Here is a 20,017-nt window from a genome sequence, read left to right on the forward strand (position 1 = left end):
CCGGTGTTTGGTTTTAATTCGTGAGCTCGCTTTTACGTCTAAGTAAAAAATTTACGGGTAGGTGTTGAGGTAATCGTGGGGCCTAGGTTTTAGGTGGGCTTAATAAAGTATCACTTGAGGGTTTGGGGTTGTCGGGAGTTTAATGCCTTGTCTTGGGGGCGCCTCCTGAAATTGCCAAAATATGGGGCTGCTGAGTTTTCTCTTAAAACGGTCTGGGTATGCAGGGCTGAAGAACGCAATATCCTCTCTGTCGTCGCATCCTAGTTAATTGGGGGTGTTTTTAAAAGCTCGCCAGTCTATAGGTTGCACCTGTGGACTGGCGAAAATAAAAATCAGTCTTTTGTCGTCAGTCCTTCAAGAGGAATTCCTTCTGAGATAATAACTTCGTTTTTGCATGGTGTAGGTGCTCGATCAAAAAGCGAGCGATACAATAAATCTAAATACTCTGGCTTGTTCTTGACTTCGTCAAGAGGTACTTCGTGTGGCACTAGTTGGCGCCAATATTTTTCATGATTGCACGTGGATATAATGTATTCGAGGCAGTCGGAGATATTTGATTTGGTTTTAGGGCCAAATTGCTCAAGCGTTAGGCGCATTAGTCGGAACAGGGTAGCCCTATCTTTGTTTTCATTTATTTGAAATGCGCTAAGCTCATCATCCGTCATCGAGATTAAAGGGTAATATAGGTAGTGGATGTAACTAATATTAACTGTTTTCATGGGAGTTTTGGATATGCTGTTAAGATGTTGTTGTTTCTCCGGACTATTACAGCAGTCGCTGTTTCTTGTCGGCTCCCGCCGCCTGCCCGGTATCCTTCACCAATTATACGATTCATGTTGAGAATTGCACTATTGCTGCCATTGGTGTTCATTTGTGCATTTCCACGTTGAATTGCGTCCAGTTGGTCAATATTGCTTAAGAATCGTGTGGAGTCTGTCGGTTTTGGATTTTTTATACATGGGCAATCTGGCGGTATGTCCGTGATCGCCCTATGCTCTTGTTGAGATAGAGTGGTGCCTGCGCCGTGTCGAGAGTTTGCGTGCCCGCCTCCTTTGCTATCAATGTTCTGAAGTATAGCTCCTGCTCGTCGATTTGCTTTATTGCCTGCTAGTCCGAGCGGATCTACCCATGAAAGAGGGTTGGCGCCGTAGGAATAAGTATTAAGTCCGCCAATGAAGCCAATCGGGTCTTTTGCAGTAAAACGGCCTGCCTCGGGACCGTAATAGCGATAGCGGTTGTAATGAAGACCAGTTTCAACGTCGAAGTACTGGCCTTGGAAGCGTATGGCATTGTCGATCTTGAGCAGCTCGGTGTTGTTACTTCGCTTTTCATCAGTAAATCCCCACGCTTTATAGGTTCCGCTCCATGCAATATTGCCGTCCTCATCCGTCATTTCCATGGGCGTACCGAGCTGATCGCACTGGTACCAGGGAAACGTGCCTACCAGCGTTGGATTTGGCTTGTGCAGCCATACTGGATCTCGATCAATGTCGTAGTGGTCGCCGTAGGTAGGTTGTGGTAACAAATCGAGCGTCGAATTGATCACCGCCTGCGCCACGGGAACGAATGTCTCAGGTTCAAACACGTAGTGGGTGGTACTACCACCCCGTTCCTCCCGGTCACGACACTCCGTTGCGAGCGTGTCACCTTCCCAGGTGAACCAGGTGAACCCACAGCCCAGTTCTTCATCCCGCTGCCGTCGAGCGTTTTCGTTCCATATCGGACCTGCCTGCGGGCGATCCCTGTACTTGGAGCGAGAGTTCTTGTAGAGACGACGGCCAAGTGCGTCATACGCGAAATCGACAATCAGCCGGTCATCTTCGTACCTTCGTAGCCGGTTGTAGAGGTCCCAGGTGAAGTGGCCTGCTTTGCCATTCTCGATTCGCTCCAGCAGGTTGCCGCGCTCGTCGTAGCGATACTGTGTCCCGCAGTAGCTGCGCAGTATGTTGTCGCGGATCTTGCGTGGTGAATGCGGATTAGGCCCAGGCGGAGCCTGAGGGTCGAGCAGGTTGCTCGCCGGGTCAAAGGCAAAAAGCTCCTTGTCATAGTTGAGTCCTGCTTCGAGCAACCTCCCCACGGGATCGTATCGGTATCGGAGGTCCCCGCGATTCAGGTCATTGATATGAGTGAGCTGGCCAGCCTCGTCGTACCGATAGCTGCGCATGGCGATGCGCTTGGTAGCGCCGTGGTGTGCCAAGGTCTGTTCGAGTAGCTGGCCGTTCGGGGTCCAGGTCTGGCGCTGGACCAGGCCGTTGCCTTGCTCGCGACCGATTTCCCGGTGTAGATCATCGCGTTGGTAGTTGAGCAGTTCACGGTCGTCGAACTTCAGGCCCAGCAGATGGCCGCTGCCATAGGTCAGCCAGCTGACCCGGTGGCCGTCAGGGCGGGTGGTGGCAATGCGCAGGTTAAGCGCGTCGTATTCGTGGGTGAACACCGCGACCTTGGGCTGCTGCATGTACTTGAAGTGCTGGTGCTCACGGGTGTTGTTGCCCGCCAAGTCGTAGAACCACTGCAGCTTGCAGGCTTGGTTCTCGGCGAGTAGCAAGCGGCCATTGCCGTCATAGGCGAAGGTTTCGGTTTCCCAAACTTTGCCACCGCGTTCGCCCGCGCTGCTCTCGACCAGACGGCCCATTGGGTCGTATTCGAAGTGGGTGATACGGTCACCATCGAGGCGCCTGGTTGGTAAGTCACTGCTGTTGTCGTAGAGATAGTCGATAGCCTCCTTGTCGAAGCCCGTCTCTCTGATCAAGCGACCCACGGGGTCGTACTTTAAGCTGGCCTCGCTGTTGTTCTCGTTGCGCAGGCGTACCAACTGACCGAGCTTGTCCCAGTGGTAATACAGGGTGGAAGCATCGGGGTTTAGGCGCTGTTGGATCAGCCCGGCTTCGTTGTAGCTCCAGGTGGTGCGACGGTGCAGGGCATCGACGTAGGTGAGCAGACGACCTTCGGCGTCGTACTCAAAACGGTCTCGGGTCTTGTCGGGATACACCAGGCTGCTGAGATAGCCCGCCTCGTAGTGGTATTCGGTCTCTTCCCCCGCAGCATCGATCAACTTAGTCAGTTGCCCGAGGGCATCGTATTTCCAATGGGTAGTCTTGCCTGAGCAGTCGGTGTAGCTAGCCAGCTGTCCGTCGCTACTGTATACAAGCTTCTTTTCCCCGCCATTGGCACCGGTGATGACAATGGGTAGGTTGTCGCTGTTATAGATGTACTGGGTTTTGTTCTCCAATGGATCGATGGTTTCGATGATGTTGCCACGCTGATCGTAGTCATATCGCCACAGTCCGCCCTCCGCATCACGTGTTTTAAAGCGTTGGTCAAGATCATCATAGGCATGGTGAATGGATGAGCCGTCAGGGCGAGTGTGCTGCAGCAGGTTGCTACGCTCGTCATAGGCGTAGCGGTCGATGCTGCCGTCAGTGTGAACATGCTCAACCACATTCTTGGCAGCATCGCGGAAGAACCACTCTTCATTCCCGTCAGCGTAGACAATCCGGTAGGTGTAACCGAGGATGTCGTAATAGTGTTTGGTCTCATGTCCGAGCGCGTTTGTCACATAGGTGAGACGAATATTCTTGGCCCACTCCAAACGCACTTCGTAGCTGCCATCATCTGCCCACTCATGTACGGCTTTTGCGTCCGGCCCTTCGCCGAGCCATTCTAGGTTCATGCCTCTGCCAGTACGGTCGGTGTACCGGGTAATCAGGTGATGCTGATAGGCGTAATGCCATGTTCTTTGGTGCTCATCGTGGGCCGAGATCAGATCTCCTTCTGCACTGTATTCATATTCGGCCAGCTGCCGAAGCGGCTCGCCATGCTGCATCAGCCACAGGGTGACGATGCGCCCTTGCGGGTCGAGGTGTGTATGGATGTGCTGATGGAGTTGGTCGTTCTGATAGGTCAGCAAATCCGACAGTACTTGGACACCGTTGTGGGCGTGCTCATAGTGCAAGGTAATACTTGCCCCACCCCGGTGGCGTACCGCAAAAAGCCTGAATGTGTTGCCTGAGCGTTCGTACTGTTCTTCGACCTCATGTCCGCGGGCAAGCGATAGGGTTCGCTCGCCTGTGCGTACCAGTATGATTTCCTCTATTGGATCGTGATGGAACTTTCCGATTTTGGGCAGTGGGTAGCGATGTGATCGTCCGTCGGCGGCATGAAAATTCAGCGCGTCTTCGACGACTTCAAAATGTGTAGTGAATGAGCCTATCCAGCGTGCGCCCAATGGGCCGGTATCGAGCGCTGAAAGGCTAGACCGATAGTTGCGGGTCCACGTCACAGGGAATGGACCAGGCAGCGTGAAGTCCGTGTGGGTAATTTGTTCCGAGCCACGAGCGAAGGAAATTCTGTTGCAGGTCGCGTGGCATGCTTTGTTCTTCGCCGGGTTCGGCTCTTGCCGTGGGGGAGGTTGATTTCCAGATGCCCCCAGTTGGCGTTGACCACTCACCCCCCTGGCCTGTCCCACCCCGGACTGTTGAATACTGGCGTTTATTTGCCGGCGCTTTGATTTTGCAGCTTGGTATAGCATGGACAGCAGGTAGCCGATGCTCTGTTCAACCTTGGGGTCACCCAGCTTGTTGATTGATTTTTCTACCTCTTTCGCGAGGGCTCGGAATTTTTTGGTGAAACGAAAGGCAAGTTGTTTTATTTCAAACGGTATCAACTTAGACAGGGTGTTGAGTGTTGTCAGCGGTACCAAGACCGCTGCATGGGTTACATTTTTTGCCAATTGCGAAAAAAGAGAATCTTCTTCGCTTTTCTCAATGGGTGTTGGTTTGAGATTGCCATTCATTGCATCGTCGACGGCATCGGCGATTGCAATCATGATCTGCTTGCCTAGTGCTCCCGCGTCGGCTAAGTGCCCCGGTAGCTTGATTTGAGCCTGGGATACAAAATTTTCCAGTTCTCCAAGAATGGTGGCGTTCAGGTGCCCGACGATTACGCCAACCAAAGCGTCCCCTAGCGGGCTTTTCGGGTCGGCCTTGATGCGTTGCTTAACCAGATGCAGTGAAGGCCGTAGGCTCTTTCGCGCATACGCCATGGTGGGTGGCGCAGGAATGATCCCTATCAGATTGATACCAAGACTGACCCAGTCCAGTGCTTGGGTCGTTTCACTTTCAGCCAGGATGATGATGTCTGAAACAGCATCTGCGGCGGAAATGACATTATTTACAATTGGGATGAACTCAGCGATGGACTTCAAGCGGGCGAGGGTTATTTGATTGTCACTGATACCTCTCAGCCACGCGTCAAAGGCGTTGGCGCCTGCTTCTGCGTCCTCGTTGCCAATGGTGTCTAGAGGGGCGACCGCTGTTTCCCGCTCGCGGGGGGCTGTCGTTGTGTTCATGATCTTGCTTTCCCCAGGGCGGAAATAACCAAATGCTTGACTTCTTCGGCGGATGGATTTTCCAAAGCCTCCTTGAATAGCCCCTCGATACTGGGAGAGTTGGGTACTGCGGCATTCGCTAGAATTGCAGTTGCAACCTGCTGAGCTGCTTGGGTTGTAAGATGAACGGCGCCCGGATTCGCTGCGTTTTCGTTAGGGTCTTTGATCTCGCTCGCTGGCGACCATGTATCAGTCGGGTCGTTGCCCAGGGTCACCTTGGCTGGTCCAACAGTGAGTCCTGCCACGCTGGCGAAGCCCTCGCTATCCAGCTTTCCGGTGAACACCCGACCCAGCGCGTCTTCTACGCGGTAATCTGCCATCTTGTAGGCATGGCGGCTCGCATAGTGCTGAAACAGCTCCAGGTTTCCTTGACCAGCCTTGATCTCGTCGGGAAACGCCGCCGCCTGGCTTTTCGAACCCTTGTAGATGAAGTCAGTCGCATGCGCGGTGTATTCGCCGGCCGTGGCATGCACGATGCCGCTGGCGTTGTAGGTGCTGCTGCCGCCGCCGGCCTGGATCACCAGTTCTTCCTTGGCACTGACGGTGATCCGCTCGGCCGTGACGCTGACCTTGAGCTTGGCCAGCAGGTTGATGTTGTCCTTGAGCGCTTTGAGGTCGATATCGCCGGAGGCGGCGACCAGTCGCCAGCCCATGCTCTGCACGAACTGCCGGACCCCCCGACTGGCACTGATCAGCAGGCGTTTGCCGATGGCCATGCTGGTGTGCCCACCCGTGCTCAGGCCCAAGTGTTCGCCGCTGGCGATGTGGGTGGATTCCGGAGTGCTGGTGGCGATGCCAGTCGGGCTGGCGAGTACCAATTGCGGGTCGGCCAGTTCGGGGAAGCGGTTGGCATCAGGGTTGCCGCCGCTGCCACGAATGGCGCTGTGCTGTGCCTTGAGGGCATCACCTACTTCGTCTTGATCGCCCCCTTCCTGGGCGAGGTGGTCACGGGCCTCACTGGCAAAGGTGGTGTGGTATTCCTGCGCAGTTTTCAGGCGCTCGGCGGTTTCGGCGAGGTCCGTATGGTGTTCACTGGCGCGGCCGCGGATTTCTGTGGTGAGTAGCAGTCCGCCACCGGCACGCACCACGCCGTGGGTATCGGTGCGCAGCTCGAAGCCTTGGCCTCGGCCCTTGCCGCCGAAGTGGCGCGGATGCGTGAGGTAGCCAAGGTTCAGCGCCGAGTGATCGTGATCGCTCATCAATGCGGCGCTGATCTGCCCAGTGGTGTCGTCCAGGCGCAGTTCGTTATGGCGCTGGCCGTGGTGTTCCTTGCTGCGGATCGGGCTCACGGCCTTGAACTCGGGCAGGCGATACGGTGTGCGGTTGACCACGTGGTAGCTGCGCCCGGTGATCATCGGCTGGTCGGGGTCGCCGTTTAGAAAGCTCACCACTACTTCTTGGCCGATGCGCGGAATGGCCATATGGCCCCAGGTAGCACCGGCCCACGCTTGAGTCACACGGACCCAGCATGAGCTTTTGTCGTCCTCATGGCCCAGGCGGTCCCAGGGGAATTGCACGCGCACGCGGCCATGCTCGTCGCAGTAGATTTCCTCGCCGGGAGGCCCGACCACCTTGGCCATCTGCGGGCCTTCGATGACGGGTTTTGCACGCGCCGGCGCGTGCCATTCGACCTCGGCGGGAATCAGGGTGGCGGTGTAGTGATAGGAGGTGCCGTGCTCGGACTCGGCGGCCTCTTCTTCCAGCGCGGTGAACTGGCGCCCCTCATGCTTGATGCGCAGCGGCCGCCAGAGGATGTTCATGTCTTCGCGGGCATGGCCTGTCAGCTGGAAAGCAATACCCGGTTGCAGTCGTGCATCGTCGCCGGCGACCTCGGCCACACGGGCATCGCCGAACAGGGCGTTGACGCGGGCTTGGGTGAAGGGCTTGCCGGCGTTGTCGTGCTTGAAGCGGCCGGGGTAGTCGTAGCGTTCGTAGTCGTTTTGCTGGTTGCCGGTGTCCCGTGGGGATTGGGTCTGTTGCAGGTTGTAGCGCGGATGGGTAAACGTATAGTCGCGCTGGGTCTGCCTGTTGCTGCGTACCTGCTCACGGTAGCTGAAGCGTTGCAAGCAGGGCTGATCCTGGGAGCCGCCGCGGTTGGCGACGTACAGCACCGGCTCGCCTTCCAGCGTGCCGAACTGACGGATCTGGTCGGCCTGGACCACCGTGTGGCTGCCTTCGCTGTGCTCGAAGATCGAAATCAGGCCTTCCTCGGCCGAGAGGCGCCAGAAGAAGTCGAGGTCCAGGTCACCTGCTTGGACGCAGAATTCGCGGCTTTGGTGCGGATCAACCACATACTGGGTCAGCGTTCCCCACAGCCGTTCACGGAACAGTTCTTCGATCAGTTGCGGCACCGGCCGGTGCTGAAAGATACGCCAGTCCGATTGCAAGCCAGCGCGTGCCAACTGCGTCTCTATCACGGCGCGGTAGCGGGTGCGGCTGTGGCCAGTTATGCCTTGTTCGAAGCTGCTGATCAGGCCATGGACGTGACGTACCGGCTCCTGCTGCTGCCAGATGGTCAGTACAGCGGGTTGATCGAGGAGGGCGGAGAAATCGGCATCGTCGTCAAAACTGACCAGTTCCACGTCCAGGCGGTACAGCTCACTGACGGCTTCGATGAATTCGAAAGAGACGACATCGAACTGAATGGCCTGATCGGCGGGGGCACTGAAAGTGAAGCGCACATCGCTCAAATGGCTCATGCGGACTCCTGCTGTCATTCCTTCGGGCAGGTTCATAGAAGCCGGGCGCGCACTCAGACGCGGGGCAATAAAGTGCACTCAAGACCGTAGCGGGAAATCCATTCCAAGTCGCTGCAAAGAGGGTCGAAAAAGTTGTAGGAAATTTCTCTAAATGCAGTACTTCTTATTTTTGTGGGTTGCTGCGTCAACTGGCGCAGTGACTATTGAGTCAAGTCAGTTTGAAAAGTCTACTATTTTCTAAACGTGCGTTCCGGTCACCCCATTGGTAGCAGGAAAGTGGCCGGGGCCTTGAGAGTAATTTGGCAAGTAGCTTCGCAGCGGCCTACGCATGGAGATGTACAAGAGTACGGCCTGATCAGAGCTGCCGCTCGTGTCGATAGCGGCGACAACAGGCATGGTGATTGATGCCCGTTGCGCGCCGACTCATCACAGTTTCTTGGCTTCAACGATGGACTACCGCGTGATGTGCTAGCGATCAAGCTGGCGCCGCAGGCGGTTTTCATGCCATCGAGGGCAAAGGGCACGCCGTTGACCCGGTAAGTGGAGCTGCCTTCGATAATCGGAAATGCCCCCTTGCACTTTGGGCAAAGCACCATGTTTCCTTTTCCTGCCATGGGTTTTCCGGTGAGGTCGGTGTGGGGGATCGAGTCTATGACGCGCCCCCATGATCGGTCATATCCCCTATTCTTACTATATCCATGAGTTGTCAGGTGAGTTGCTGCTTGGCTTGATTTAAAAATGTCCTGATATCAGGATAATTTTCTACAAAATCGTTTGAGGAGATAATGCCTCGTAGTGAGGCTCTTTGTTTTTGTCGGCTTTGCTCACAAAGTTAAGTAGATTGCCAAGAGTATTTGAATATAATTCGATTCCTATCAAATTCATGTCCCAGCGCTTTTCGGGCGAGCGCCTTGATCTTCCTTTGATTTCTTCCAGTAGAATCGGATAGTACATCGACTTTTCAATGGGCTCCAGTAGAGTGCGGGTGTTTTTCTGTATTTCGAAGTCGTCTGCATCGGAAAATGTTCTCATGAGCTGTCTGACCACTTCCTTGCTTATGTTATCTCTCGCTTCGTCTAAAGCCGCTCTAATTCTTCGCAGTCTTTATTCGTGGCAAAGCTGGAGTGGGCCTGTATGAGGGCGCTCCATTCTTTAAGGTCGAATGGTCTGTTTTCTGCAAATTTCATTTTAAAGGTTTTTGATGTTCTGCGTGAGCTGGTATTTCTCGCATGGCTTAACTCTCCTCGGCAAAAAAACAGTCGGTGTTTTCTGGGGGTGTGGAAGTTCTCTGTTTTCAATCTATCAATGCTAGTTGGCGAGCTTTTGTGTAGCTGATGATGCGACCATTGGATCTGGATCTATGGATAGTCTCTGCAAGATATCCCTTGGTGTTTTTGGGTTGCAAGCAATTCGATGCCTAATTGTCGGGTCTGAATCAGTTGCGAGTAGCTCGAATGTGGATTTTTTAAGCTTGCGTTTGGTTGCGATGTTCCAGCGAACATCTATGTCATGGCTTAAAGAGAGGCGCTCTATGATTTCGTCAGGTATGGTTTTGTTTGCAGCTACGCATCTTGCCAATTGGGGGTGGTTGTCGAGTATTGCATTCCAAACCTTAGGTGGCGCAGTTTGATGGGCGAGCGCAGTGTGGTCGTCTCTATCAAAAAGTAGTTTGAATTCTTCGACTGTATTGATCATTTTCTTTCCTTATGTGTCTTTGCAGCGCATGCCTTTGAGGTTTAATTTTTCGCCTGTTGGGCCTTTGTGCTTGCCCTCCATATAGTCGCCGTATATATCGGCATCCTTTTGGTGGATTAGCTGGTCGCCAAGCTGTCTCATCACTTTCCAATTGCTGCCCCCATGACTCTCGGTGTCTCGTGACCACCACAGTTGGGTGTCAGGATCGCGAAAGTATTTAGCTTTCGTGCCATTGATGGCTCCCTCGCAGACACGATTATAGCGTTGCATTTGCCAAGGATTTCTGCATGGGGTTGACGAGTTTTGGTTGGGTTTTGATGAGTGTGGTTTTCTTCCGTTTATTGATGAGGTTTTAGTAAGCCCAAGCGGGTCGATCCATTGGTTAGGGTTATGGGTGTAGCAGTAGGTGTTTAGGCCACCGGCATAACCGATCGGATCTTTTCCGATGAACCTGCCTGTGTTGGGGCTATAGTATCTGAATCTGTTGTAGCTGCAGCTGATTTCCACGTCAAAGTATTGGCCTTGAAAGCGCAGAGGCTGTGGGAAGGATTCCTCATGGCTGTTTCGGTTTTCTTTAATTAGTCCCCAAGCGGTATAATTGCCAAGCCAGCGAATTATTCCATCATGGCCAGTAATTTCCACAGGCGTGCCAAGATGGTTGCTATGGTACCAGCCAAAAGCATCGAGCTGCTTTGGTGTGGATCGCTCTTTGCAAACTGGAATTCGGTTGAGCGCATCAAGAAAGTCATGGCTTCGCTGATGCAGCATTTCCTCAATTTGCTCCACTACTCCTTGCGCTATAGGGACGAAAGTCCCAGGCTCAAACACGTAATGCGTAGTCCGCCCCTTGCCATCCCGGCCCTTCTGCTCAAAGGCCAGCGTATCGCCATCCCAGACGAACAGCGTCAGATCACAGCCCAGCTGCTCGTCCAGCGCACGCTTGGCGTTCTCGTTCCACACCGGCCCAGCTTGAACGCGGTTACGGTACTTTGAATGCGAGTCTTTATAGACCCGTCGGCCTAATGCGTCATAGCCAAACTCGACAACCAGTCGGTCATCTTCGTAACGCCGCAGTCGGTCGTACAGATCCCAAGTGAATTTGCCGCTTTTGCCGTCTTCGATCCGCTCCAACAAGTTGCCGCGTTCGTCATACCGATACTCGGTGCCGCAATAGCTGCGTAGCACGTTGTCCATCAGCTTGCGCGGTGAATGGGGGTTCGGGCCGGGAGGAGCATCAGGATCAAGCAGGTTGCTCGCGGGGTCGAAGGCAAAGGTCTCCTTGACGTAGTTGACATCGGCCTCCAGCAACCGTCCCACGGGGTCATAGCGATAGCGGGTGTCACCGCGATTGAGGTCATTGATATGCGTAAGTTGACCGGCTTCGTCGTAGCGGTAGTTGCGGGCAACCAGGCGGCGTGTTTCACCCTGGCGAACCAGGGTCTGTTCAAGCAGCTGCCCATTGGGGCTCCAGGACTGCCGCTGGATCAGACCATTGCCTTGCACACGGCCAACCTCCCGGTGCAGGTCGTCCCGCTCATAGCTCAGCAACTCCACGTCATCGAGCTTGAGCGCAAGCAGATGACCGCTGCCGTACGTGAGCCAGCTGACGCGGTGACCGTCTGGGCGGGTAGTTGCGACGCGTTGGTTGAGCGCATCGTACTCATGCTTGAAGATCGCAAGCTGGGGCTTTGCCAGATAGTTGAGGAACTGGTGTTCGCGAATGTTGTTCCCTGCCGCGTCGTAGAACCACTGCAGCGCGCACATGCCATTCTCGGCCCAGATCAGGCTACCGTTACCGTCATAGGCAAAGGTTTCAATTTCCCACGTCTCTCCGCCGCGTCGAGCTGCTTTGCGCTCGATGAGTCTACCCATGGGGTCGTATTCGAAATGCGTGGTCCTGTCACCATCCACGCGTCGAGTGGGCAGGTGACTGCCATGGTCGTAGAGATAATGGATGGTTTCCTTGTCGAACCCCGTTTCCTTGAGTAACCGACCTACGGGGTCGTACTTGAAGTTGGCTTCACTGTTGTTCTCGTTGCGCAGACGGACCAGTTGGCCGAGCTTGTCCCAGTGATAGGTGAGGGTGGTGTCGTTGGCATTGAGGCGCTGATGGATCAGACCGGCTTCGTTGTATGCCCATGAGGTGCTTCGATTAAGCGCATCTGTGTGTTTAAGTAAGCGGCCTTCGGCGTCGCGCTCGAACCGTTCTTTGGTTTTGTCCGGATGGACAAGCTGGGTCAATTGCCCGGCTTCGTACAGATACTCGGTGACTTCGCCGGCGGCGTTGATGAGCTTGTTCAGTTTTCCGTGGTTGTCGTACTGCCATTGGGTCGTTTTGCCCGAACAGTCCGTATAGCTGACCAACTGGCTATCGCGGTTGTAGGCCAGCTTCCGTTCGCCGCCATTGGCGTCGACGATGGCGATGGGGAGGTTGTCGTTGTTGTAGGCGTACTGGGTCTTGTTCTCCAGCGGGTCTTGAGTTTCGATGATGTTGCCGCGCTGGTCGTAGTCATACTTCCATAGTCCGCCCTCTGCGTCACGTGTCTTGAAGCGTTGGCCTTGATCATCGTAGGCATGGTGAACGGATGTTCCATCTGCCCGAGTATGCTGTAGGAGGTTGCCGCGTTCATCGTAAGCGAACTGCTCCGTGCTGCCATCGGTATGGATGTGCTGAACTACATTCTTGGCCTCATCGCGGTAGAACCATTCTTCGTTGCCATCGGGGTAGACGATGCGATAGGTGAAGCCGAGGATGTCGTAGTAATGCCAAGTCTCTTGTCCTTGCGCGTCGGTGACATAGGTCAGTCGAATGTTCGGGTCCCACTCAAGGCGTGTTTCAAAGCTTCCGTCGTCGCCCCACTCCCGTATTGCCTTCGCATCGGGGCCTTCACCGTTCCACCCCAGGTTCAGCCCGCGCCCTGTGCGGTCGGTGTAACGCGTGATCAAGTGGTTGTAGTAGGTATATGCCCATTGCGCAGCATTTTCGTCTTGGGCGCTGACCAGATCCCCGTTGTTGTCATGTTCGTAAGCAGCCAATTGGCGCAGTGGCGCCCCGTCCTTCATGAGCCACACCGAGCGGATATGCCCCGTGCCGCTAGGTTCAAGATGAATGTGGTGCTGTTGGCGTTCCTCTTGATACGTCAACAGATCTGACAGGACGGGCTTACCGTTGAACAGGTGCTCGTAGTGCAGTGCAACGCAGGCGCCATTGCGATGCTTGATGGTGGTCAAGCGATAGGTTTCGCCTTGCTTGTGAAAGTGCTCTTGGATGTCATGACCGCGGGCGACTATCAGCTCGCAGTCCGATGGACGGATCAGCAATATGTCTTCAACCGCATCGTAGTTATGTTTGCCAACGGCGGGGTTTGGGTAGTGATGGCTTCGGCCGTCAGCGTCGCGGTAGGCAATCCCACTTTCGCCTACGCACTCCATGAAGATGGAGTAAGGGAGCATCCAACGGGCACCAAGGGGACCTTCGTCCAGTGCCGACAGGCTGGAGCGATAGGTCCTTGCCCACTCAATCGGGAAGCACCCAGGCAATGAAAAGTCGGTATGGGTAAATGATTCGCTCCCGGTGGCGAAGCTGATGTTGGAACCGGTGCCGTTCGGGGCAACATTTCGGCAATTGGAATCCTTGACTGGTGGCCGTTCGGTTCCTCGTGTTGTCAGTCCACCTTGCCCCTGAACATGTTGAGCTCGGCTGGGTTTGTCGTTGTGTGAAACGGCGGCTACGGGACCACGACGCTTCCTGTTCCTGAGCGCGTTTGCCAGGGACAGTACCAGATACCCGATGCTCCCGACGGTACCGGGGTCAGCCATGCCAAGGATCTTGGCTGATGCGTTACGGCCAATCTGCTCTGCAAGGCTGGCGGCCTTAAGCAACTGTTGGCACGTGTCCGGTGACAGCAGTCTGTCCTCGATCAGGAAGTGGGCCCCGATCGCCACTACAGGCCCGAAGAGGATGGAGGCTTTCTTGGTTTTCTTTGCGAGTGCCTTCTGTCCCTGCTCACTGGCGACACCTCGGAGCATTTGAGCAAACGATGTGCATGCTTTCTTGATCTCTGCTGCGATCTTGGTCAGCAGTTCGTTGAGTCGACTCTCGATTGCTTGTGCAAAGGCCTCCAGTGACCCCCGCGTTTTATCGTTCAAATTTTTCTCAAGTGCGCTGAGCAGAGCGTCGGATATCAGGGCGATACCGTTGCGCCGAACAGCAGCTAGCGTTGTACGTATTGTCAGCCGCGCCGGGCCAACACCGGGAAACGAGACAAGGCCAACCACATTGATGCCGAAGCTCACCCATGTAAGAAAATCGTTTTGATTTCCATCGATCAGCGTAAGCAGGTCGCCGATAGCATCAACGGCGGCGAATACCGTGCCAACGCCGGGAATGACTGAGCCAGCGGCATTCACGGCCGTCCATCCTATGGCTCCGCGGGTTATCTTGCGGATCCACTGATCGAGCTTTTCCTTGCCTGCTTCAATGTCATTGACAGACGCGGTATTGGTGGGCCCCGTGGCCTGCTGAACTGGACGCATGGAGGCTGTCATCGTGCTTTCTCCGAGAGTTTGCTTAGCGTCTCGGGAACGCCAGTGCGTTCAAGGACTCCTTTGGCCACATCAGTCAGCTTCTTTGATCCGACTTGGTGAGTTCCGCTTTTCAGACCTTGCGCTGTTGGGCTGGATGCGAGCTGCTTGAGAATGGCGCCGGCCTGTTCACTCAACTCAGCTGGTGAGCGCAGGCTCAGCTCACCCGAGATTTGCTCATGGGGGCCAGGGAATCCTGGGTCGTGCCAGACATCCACGTCGTCGTCGCTGAATCGCACCTTGACCGGGCCGGGAGCGAGACCAGCGATACTGGCTTTTCCATCACCATCGAGCGCTCCTTTGAAGACTTCGCCGAGAGCGTCCTCTACCTCGTATTGGCCCTTCTTGAAGGGCATTGCGTTGGCGTACTGCTGCAGCAGTTCCAGGTTGCCTGTACCGGTCTTGAGGTCTTCAGGAAACGCCGCCGCCTGGCTTTTCGAACCCTTGTAGATGAAGTCAGTCGCATGCGCGGTGTATTCGCCGGCCGTGGCATGCACGATGCCGCTGGCGTTATAGGTAGTGCTGCTACCACCGGCCTGGATCACCACTTCTTCCTTGGCACTGAGCGTGATCCGCTCGGCCGTGACGCTGACCTTGAGCTTGGCCAGCAGGTTGATGTTGTCCTTAAGCGCTTTGAGGTCGATATCGCCGGAGGCGGCGACCAGTCGCCAGCCCATGCTCTGCACGAACTGCCGCACCCCTCGACTGGCACTGATCAGCAGGCGCTTGCCGATGGCCATGCTGGTGTGCCCACCCGTGCTCAGGCCCAAGTGTTCGCCGCTGGCGATGTGGGTGGATTCCGGAGTGCTGGTGGCGATGCCAGTCGGGCTGGCGAGTACCAATTGCGGGTCGGCCAGTTCGGGGAAGCGGTTGGCCTCGGGGTTGCCGCCGCTACCGCGGATGGCGGTGTGCTGAGCCTTGAGCGCGTCCCCAACCTCATCCTGATCGCCACTTTCCTGGGCCAGATGATCGCGGGCCTCACTGGCGAAGGTGGTGTGATATTCCTGCGCGGTTTTCAGGCGTTCGGCGGTTTCCACCAGGTCCGTGTGGTGCTCGCTTGCGCGTGCTCGCAGTTCGGTGGTCAGCAGCAAGCCGCCGCCAGCCCGGACCACGCCGTGGGTATCGGTGCGCAGCTCGAAGCCTTGGCCCCGGCCCTTGCCACCAAAGTGACGTGGATGGGTGAGGTAGCCGAGGTTCAGCGCCGAGTGATCGTGATCGCTCATCAATGCGGCGCTGATCTGCCCGGTGGTGTCGTCCAGGCGCAGTTCGTTATGGCGCTGGCCGTGGTGTTCCTTGCTGCGGATCGGGCTGAGTGCCTTGAACTCAGGCAGGCGATACGGCGTGCGGTTGACCACGTGGTAGCTGCGCCCGGTGATCATCGGCTGGTCGGGGTCGCCGTTGAGGAAGCTCACCACCACTTCCTGGCCAATGCGGGGAATGGCCATATGGCCCCAGGTGGCGCCGGCCCACGCTTGAGTCACACGGACCCAGCATGAGCTTTTGTCGTCCTCCTGGCCCAGGCGGTCCCAGGGGAATTGCACGCGCACGCGGCCATGCTCGTCGCAGTAGATTTCCTCGCCGGGAGGCCCGACCACCTTGGCCATCTGCGGGCCTTCGATGACGGGTTTGGGACGTGCCGGCGCGTGCCACTCGACCTCGGCGGGAATCAGGGTGGCGGTGTAGCGGTAGGAGGTGCCGTGCTCGGATTCGGCAGCATCTTCTTCCAGTGCGGTGAACTGGCGCCCTTCATGCTTGATGCGCAGCGGCCTCCAGAGAATGTTCATGTCCTCGCGGGCATGGCCCGTCAGTTGGAAGGCAATGCCCGGCTGTAAGCGTGCATCGTCGCCAGTAACCTCGGCCACGCGGGCATCGCCGAACAGGGCGTTGACGCGGGCTTGGGTGAAGGGCTTGCCGGCGTTGTCGTGCTTGAAGCGGCCGGGGTAGTCGTAGCGTTCGTAGTCGTTTTGCTGGTTGCCGGTGTCCCGTGGGGATTGGGTCTGTTGCAGGTTGTAGCGCGGATGGGTAAACGTATAGTCGCGCTGGGTCTGCCTGTTGCTGCGTACCTGCTCGCGGTAGCTGAAGCGTTGCAAGCAGGGCTGATCCTGGGAGCCGCCGCAGTTGGCGACGTACAGCACCGGCTCGCCTTCCAGCGTGCCGAACTGACGGATCTGGTCGGCCTGGACCACCGTGTGGCTGCCTTCGCTGTGCTCGAAGATCGAAATCAGGCCTTCCTCGGCCGAGAGGCGCCAGAAGAAGTCGAGGTCCAGGTCACCTGCTTGGACGCAGAATTCGCGGCTTTGGTGCGGATCAACCACATACTGGGTCAGCGTTCCCCACAGCCGTTCACGGAACAGTTCTTCGATCAGTTGCGGCACCGGGCGATGCTGGAAGATACGCCAGTCCGATTGCAAGCCAGCGCGTGCCAACTGCGGCTCGATCACCGCGCGGTAGCGGGTGCGGCGATGGCCGGTCTTACCCTGTTCAAAGCTGCTGATCAGGCCATGGACATGGCGTATCGGTTGTTTCTGCTGCCAGATTGTCAGCACCGCGGGCTGGTCGAGCAGGGCGGCAAAATCGGCATCGTCGGTAAAACTGGTCAGCTCCACCTCCAGGCGGTACAGCTGGCTGACGGCTTCGGTCAATTCGAAAGAGACGACATCGAACTGGATAGACTCATCGGCCGGTGTGCTGAAGGTAAATCTCACATCGTTCAAACTGCTCATGCGGACTCCTGCTGTCATTCCTTCGGGCAGGTTCAAAGAAGCCAGGCGCGTACTGGGGCGCGCGGCAATAAAGTGCACGAAAGACCGTAGTGCGGAATCCGTTCCATGTCTTCGGTGAAACTTCTTTATATGGTGTAGGAAGTTTCTCCAAGTGCGGTGTTGCACTTTTAATGGGCAAAACCGTACTTGCTGCGCTGATCAGCGCAGTGACTATTGAGTCAAATCAATCCGGTGAGGCCGAATTTATTGTTGGAGCATCGTCTGCAGCGAGTTCAGTACTTGCTGGGTAATACCGTTCAACTTGCTCGATAAGTAGAGGTAGACGCTCGTGCAGATCACGACCATGACCACCCAGGGCGTCCACCAGGGCAGTTGGCGGTTCATGCGGTAGTGTCTTGGTGCGACGTTGCTGAACGGATCGGTCAGGCGCTCGGTCTTGACCCGACTTTCACGCAGGTTCATGACCCGTTTGCGCAGCCGATCAATCCAGATCTCCAGCTCGGCATCGCCATTGGTCCGGCTGGCGTACTTGCCGCGGTAACCCAGTGCCAGGCACCAGAACAGGAACACGAACAGGTCGTAGCGCTCTTCGGGCGCGTCGAGCAGGCGTTCGAGCACGCTGAAGAACTTCTCGCCTCCCCAGGTTTCCTGATGGATGGCGCTGAGCAGCGATTCGGCTTTCCAGGGCGAGTCACGGCCCCACGGCGTGGTCATCACGGCTTCATCGATCACGCAGCACAAGCAGTAAGAGAACACCACGCGGTCACCTTCGTCGCACTGCTCAAGCTGCCGAACTTCTTCGACCATGCCGAGGATCATGGTCTTCACGTGGGCATACAACTGCTCGGCGTGCTCGTAGTGTTCAGTGCCTTCCAGGCGGACGACTAGGCCAAGCAGCGGCGAGGCGATGTCGAGAATCGGGTTCATGGTATTTGAGCGGGTGCTGAAGCCAAGCGCATCTACCTGGGGGAACAATGCGCTGGATGGAGGCGACTCAAGGGTATCCCTCTGGTCTTTGTCATACGTCGAACAGGATGAAATGCTCATGGAATGGACCTCCTGGTCACATGACCGGCTGCTGCCCGGTACGGGCTGGCCACAGCTGGCGGGTTGCGTCGGCGGTGTTGACGATCTGCAGTTGATGGAAGGAATTGCTGCTGGCGTACAGCGCCATGAAGTGCGACAGCACGTTGCCGAACAGCTGCACCTCGCCTTCGCATTCGAAGCCTGCAGGGTCGATGTGCAGGGTGGTGCGCAGTCCGCGCATGGGTATGCCTTTGATCAGCCAGTCGTAGGGTTCGCTGTCTACCTGCTTGATGGCGTTCAGGCGTTGCTGCGTTCTGCGCTGTTGCTGTATGTCGTGCGTGCCCACAAAGTCATAGGCGCGCAGGACCGACGCCAACGCAGCCGGGGAAGACAGCGACAGGTTGTTCAAGGACAGGTTGGATATCAGTGCCCAATGGCGGTCGCCATAGCCACCGCTTTGCAGCATCGGTGGGTAGCAACGGGAAGGACGGGTCAGGTTGCGGTAGGTGACGAAGGACGGTGTGTCCTGGGTCGTCACATCGACATCGCCCACCTTGAGCTGCTGCGCCCGTATGCCGTTGCTGCAGGTCAACTCGATGCTCAGGCGTTCCTGCTGGGCAAGGTAGGGCGTGAGGTTTCGCTGCACCAGGCTCACACGATGCTGCACCTTGTCATTCACGGGCTCTTGCTCGATGTCGAGCTTGTAGTAGCGTGGCGGCGTGGGCTCGGCCAGGGGAAAGCGCGAGTCCAGCGCCTCGAACGGTTTGAAATCCTGGACAAGTCGATGGGATTTCTGGTGCAGGCTGCTGACACGATCAACGCTGAAGATCTCGTCTTGCGCACCGTCCTTCCGGCCCAGACGTATCAGTTCACTGACGGTCTGCCCATTCAAGGCAATGGGGTCAGCCAAGCGGGAGAACAGGTTAATGGCCGGGACGCAGTTGAGCAGCACGGTGGTCTGGTCAACTCGCAGGTCAGGCGGTAGTGGGGCGTTGAAGCGGAATTCCAACTGGACGTGCGTGGCCGCCTCATCCGGCCAGACATGCTGCAGGCCGTCGATGCGAAAGCCATGAAAGCGTTCAGGGAAGCAGAAGAATTCCTGCAGGACACGATAGCCATCCAATTGCTCTCCAGGGCTGGGTAGCAGCGCTTCATCGGGATCGAAGCCGATGAACGTTACCAAGGGCGGGAGCGCAAAGCGGTGTTCGCCAACGTGCAGATAGAGCTTGTCCAGGTGTACCGCGAGCCACTGATACAGCATCAGTGCATTGCGGTTGCCGCCCGCCAGATGGAAGTGCAGCCGCTCGCACCGCATACGCCGCAGCGGCTGCTCGGTCAGGGTATCCAGGTCGATGTACATGACTGGCGCTTCAGCGCTGGGCCGAGTGGTGATGCTGCTGACTTCCAAGGGTGGCAGGGCCAGGTCCGCACAGGTGCGGAATTCGCAGCTCACGCCCTCGAATGGGCGGGCGAACACGGAGGTTCCTTTGGGCAGTACCTGGGTCTCGCTCAACGCATGGTCGGCCGGGGTGAACTGCATCAGCGTCATGCTGGGCAGTGGCCGCAGGACGTTCGGGTAGACCAGTTGCAGCAGAGGGTGGGTCAACTCCGGCAGGTGGTCCTCGACCTTCATGGTCAGGCGCGCGGTCAGGAAGGCGAAGTGCTCCATCACGCGCTGGGCGTCTGCATCCGAGGTGGTACGGCCAAGGAAGGGTGCAAGGCGCGGCTCGTCCTCTACAAAATCATCGCCCAGCGTTTGGAGGTGCTGCTGCTCCAGCCTGAACCAATCTTTAAACTTCATGTTAAATGCGTCGCCTGCTCTGGCTGGCGGGATAGGCCAGGATTAATGAAAAAGAGTCAGTCTTTTTCTATAGGAAACTTCTTACAAGTTGCAGGTAATTACG

Annotated in this window: 7 protein-coding genes and 1 pseudogene; all 8 read right to left on the bottom strand. The window is 56.5% G+C overall.

The genetic code is table 11. The features are described from left to right. Positions 1-715: 715 nt before the first annotated feature. The 8 genes and pseudogenes from NMB38_RS06360 to tssF all read right to left on the bottom strand — a co-directional run bounded on the left by NMB38_RS06360 (position 716) and on the right by tssF (position 19,914). Complete coding sequence (locus NMB38_RS06360; protein ID WP_494354924.1) at positions 716-5,347, bottom strand: RHS repeat-associated core domain-containing protein; 4,632 nt, start codon at positions 5,345-5,347, stop codon at positions 716-718. After that, the gene (locus NMB38_RS06365) at positions 5,344-8,085 is read right to left on the bottom strand and encodes a type VI secretion system Vgr family protein (RefSeq protein ID WP_281212088.1); all 2,742 of its coding nucleotides are present in this window, start codon (positions 8,083-8,085) and stop codon (positions 5,344-5,346) included. The genes NMB38_RS06360 and NMB38_RS06365 overlap by 4 nt, the downstream gene beginning before the upstream one ends. A 452-nt stretch (positions 8,086-8,537) precedes the next feature. Beyond that, positions 8,538-8,785: pseudogene (locus NMB38_RS06370) on the bottom strand (PAAR domain-containing protein); the annotation flags it as partial. A gap of 608 nt (positions 8,786-9,393) precedes the next feature. Next, entirely contained in the window at positions 9,394-9,780 is a 387-nt protein-coding gene (locus NMB38_RS06375; protein WP_125922824.1) for a hypothetical protein, read from the bottom strand. Between the two features lie 9 nt (positions 9,781-9,789). Continuing rightward, positions 9,790-14,328: an RHS repeat-associated core domain-containing protein gene (locus tag NMB38_RS06380; RefSeq protein ID WP_490806210.1), complete on the bottom strand. Its 4,539-nt coding sequence runs from the start codon at positions 14,326-14,328 to the stop codon at positions 9,790-9,792. Next, entirely contained in the window at positions 14,325-17,087 is a 2,763-nt protein-coding gene (locus tag NMB38_RS06385) for a type VI secretion system Vgr family protein (protein ID WP_050438009.1), read from the bottom strand. The genes NMB38_RS06380 and NMB38_RS06385 overlap by 4 nt, the downstream gene beginning before the upstream one ends. 243 nt (positions 17,088-17,330) lie before the next feature. Further along, on the bottom strand, positions 17,331-18,134 hold the full coding sequence (gene icmH / locus NMB38_RS06390) for a type IVB secretion system protein IcmH/DotU (protein ID WP_050438008.1): 804 nt from the start codon (positions 18,132-18,134) through the stop codon (positions 17,331-17,333). A gap of 16 nt (positions 18,135-18,150) precedes the next feature. Beyond that, positions 18,151-19,914 carry a type VI secretion system baseplate subunit TssF gene (gene tssF / locus NMB38_RS06395; RefSeq protein ID WP_345956670.1) on the bottom strand — a complete coding sequence of 588 codons (1,764 nt, stop codon included), beginning with the start codon at positions 19,912-19,914 and terminating at the stop codon, positions 18,151-18,153. Between the last annotated feature and the right edge of the window lie 103 nt (positions 19,915-20,017).

This window comes from Pseudomonas sp. FBCC-B35, from assembly GCF_059133755.1.

What these genes read in the sequence shown, in the direction of transcription:
- NMB38_RS06360 (WP_494354924.1), bottom strand. Translation starts at nt 5,347, where the DNA reads ATGAACACAACGACAGCCCCCCGCGAGCGGGAAACAGCGGTCGCCCCT.
- NMB38_RS06365 (WP_281212088.1), bottom strand. Translation starts at nt 8,085, where the DNA reads ATGAGCCATTTGAGCGATGTGCGCTTCACTTTCAGTGCCCCCGCCGAT.
- NMB38_RS06375 (WP_125922824.1), bottom strand. Translation starts at nt 9,780, where the DNA reads ATGATCAATACAGTCGAAGAATTCAAACTACTTTTTGATAGAGACGAC.
- NMB38_RS06380 (WP_490806210.1), bottom strand. Translation starts at nt 14,328, where the DNA reads ATGACAGCCTCCATGCGTCCAGTTCAGCAGGCCACGGGGCCCACCAAT.
- NMB38_RS06385 (WP_050438009.1), bottom strand. Translation starts at nt 17,087, where the DNA reads ATGAGCAGTTTGAACGATGTGAGATTTACCTTCAGCACACCGGCCGAT.
- icmH (WP_050438008.1), bottom strand. Translation starts at nt 18,134, where the DNA reads ATGAGCATTTCATCCTGTTCGACGTATGACAAAGACCAGAGGGATACC.
- tssF (WP_345956670.1), bottom strand. Translation starts at nt 19,914, where the DNA reads ATGAAGTTTAAAGATTGGTTCAGGCTGGAGCAGCAGCACCTCCAAACG.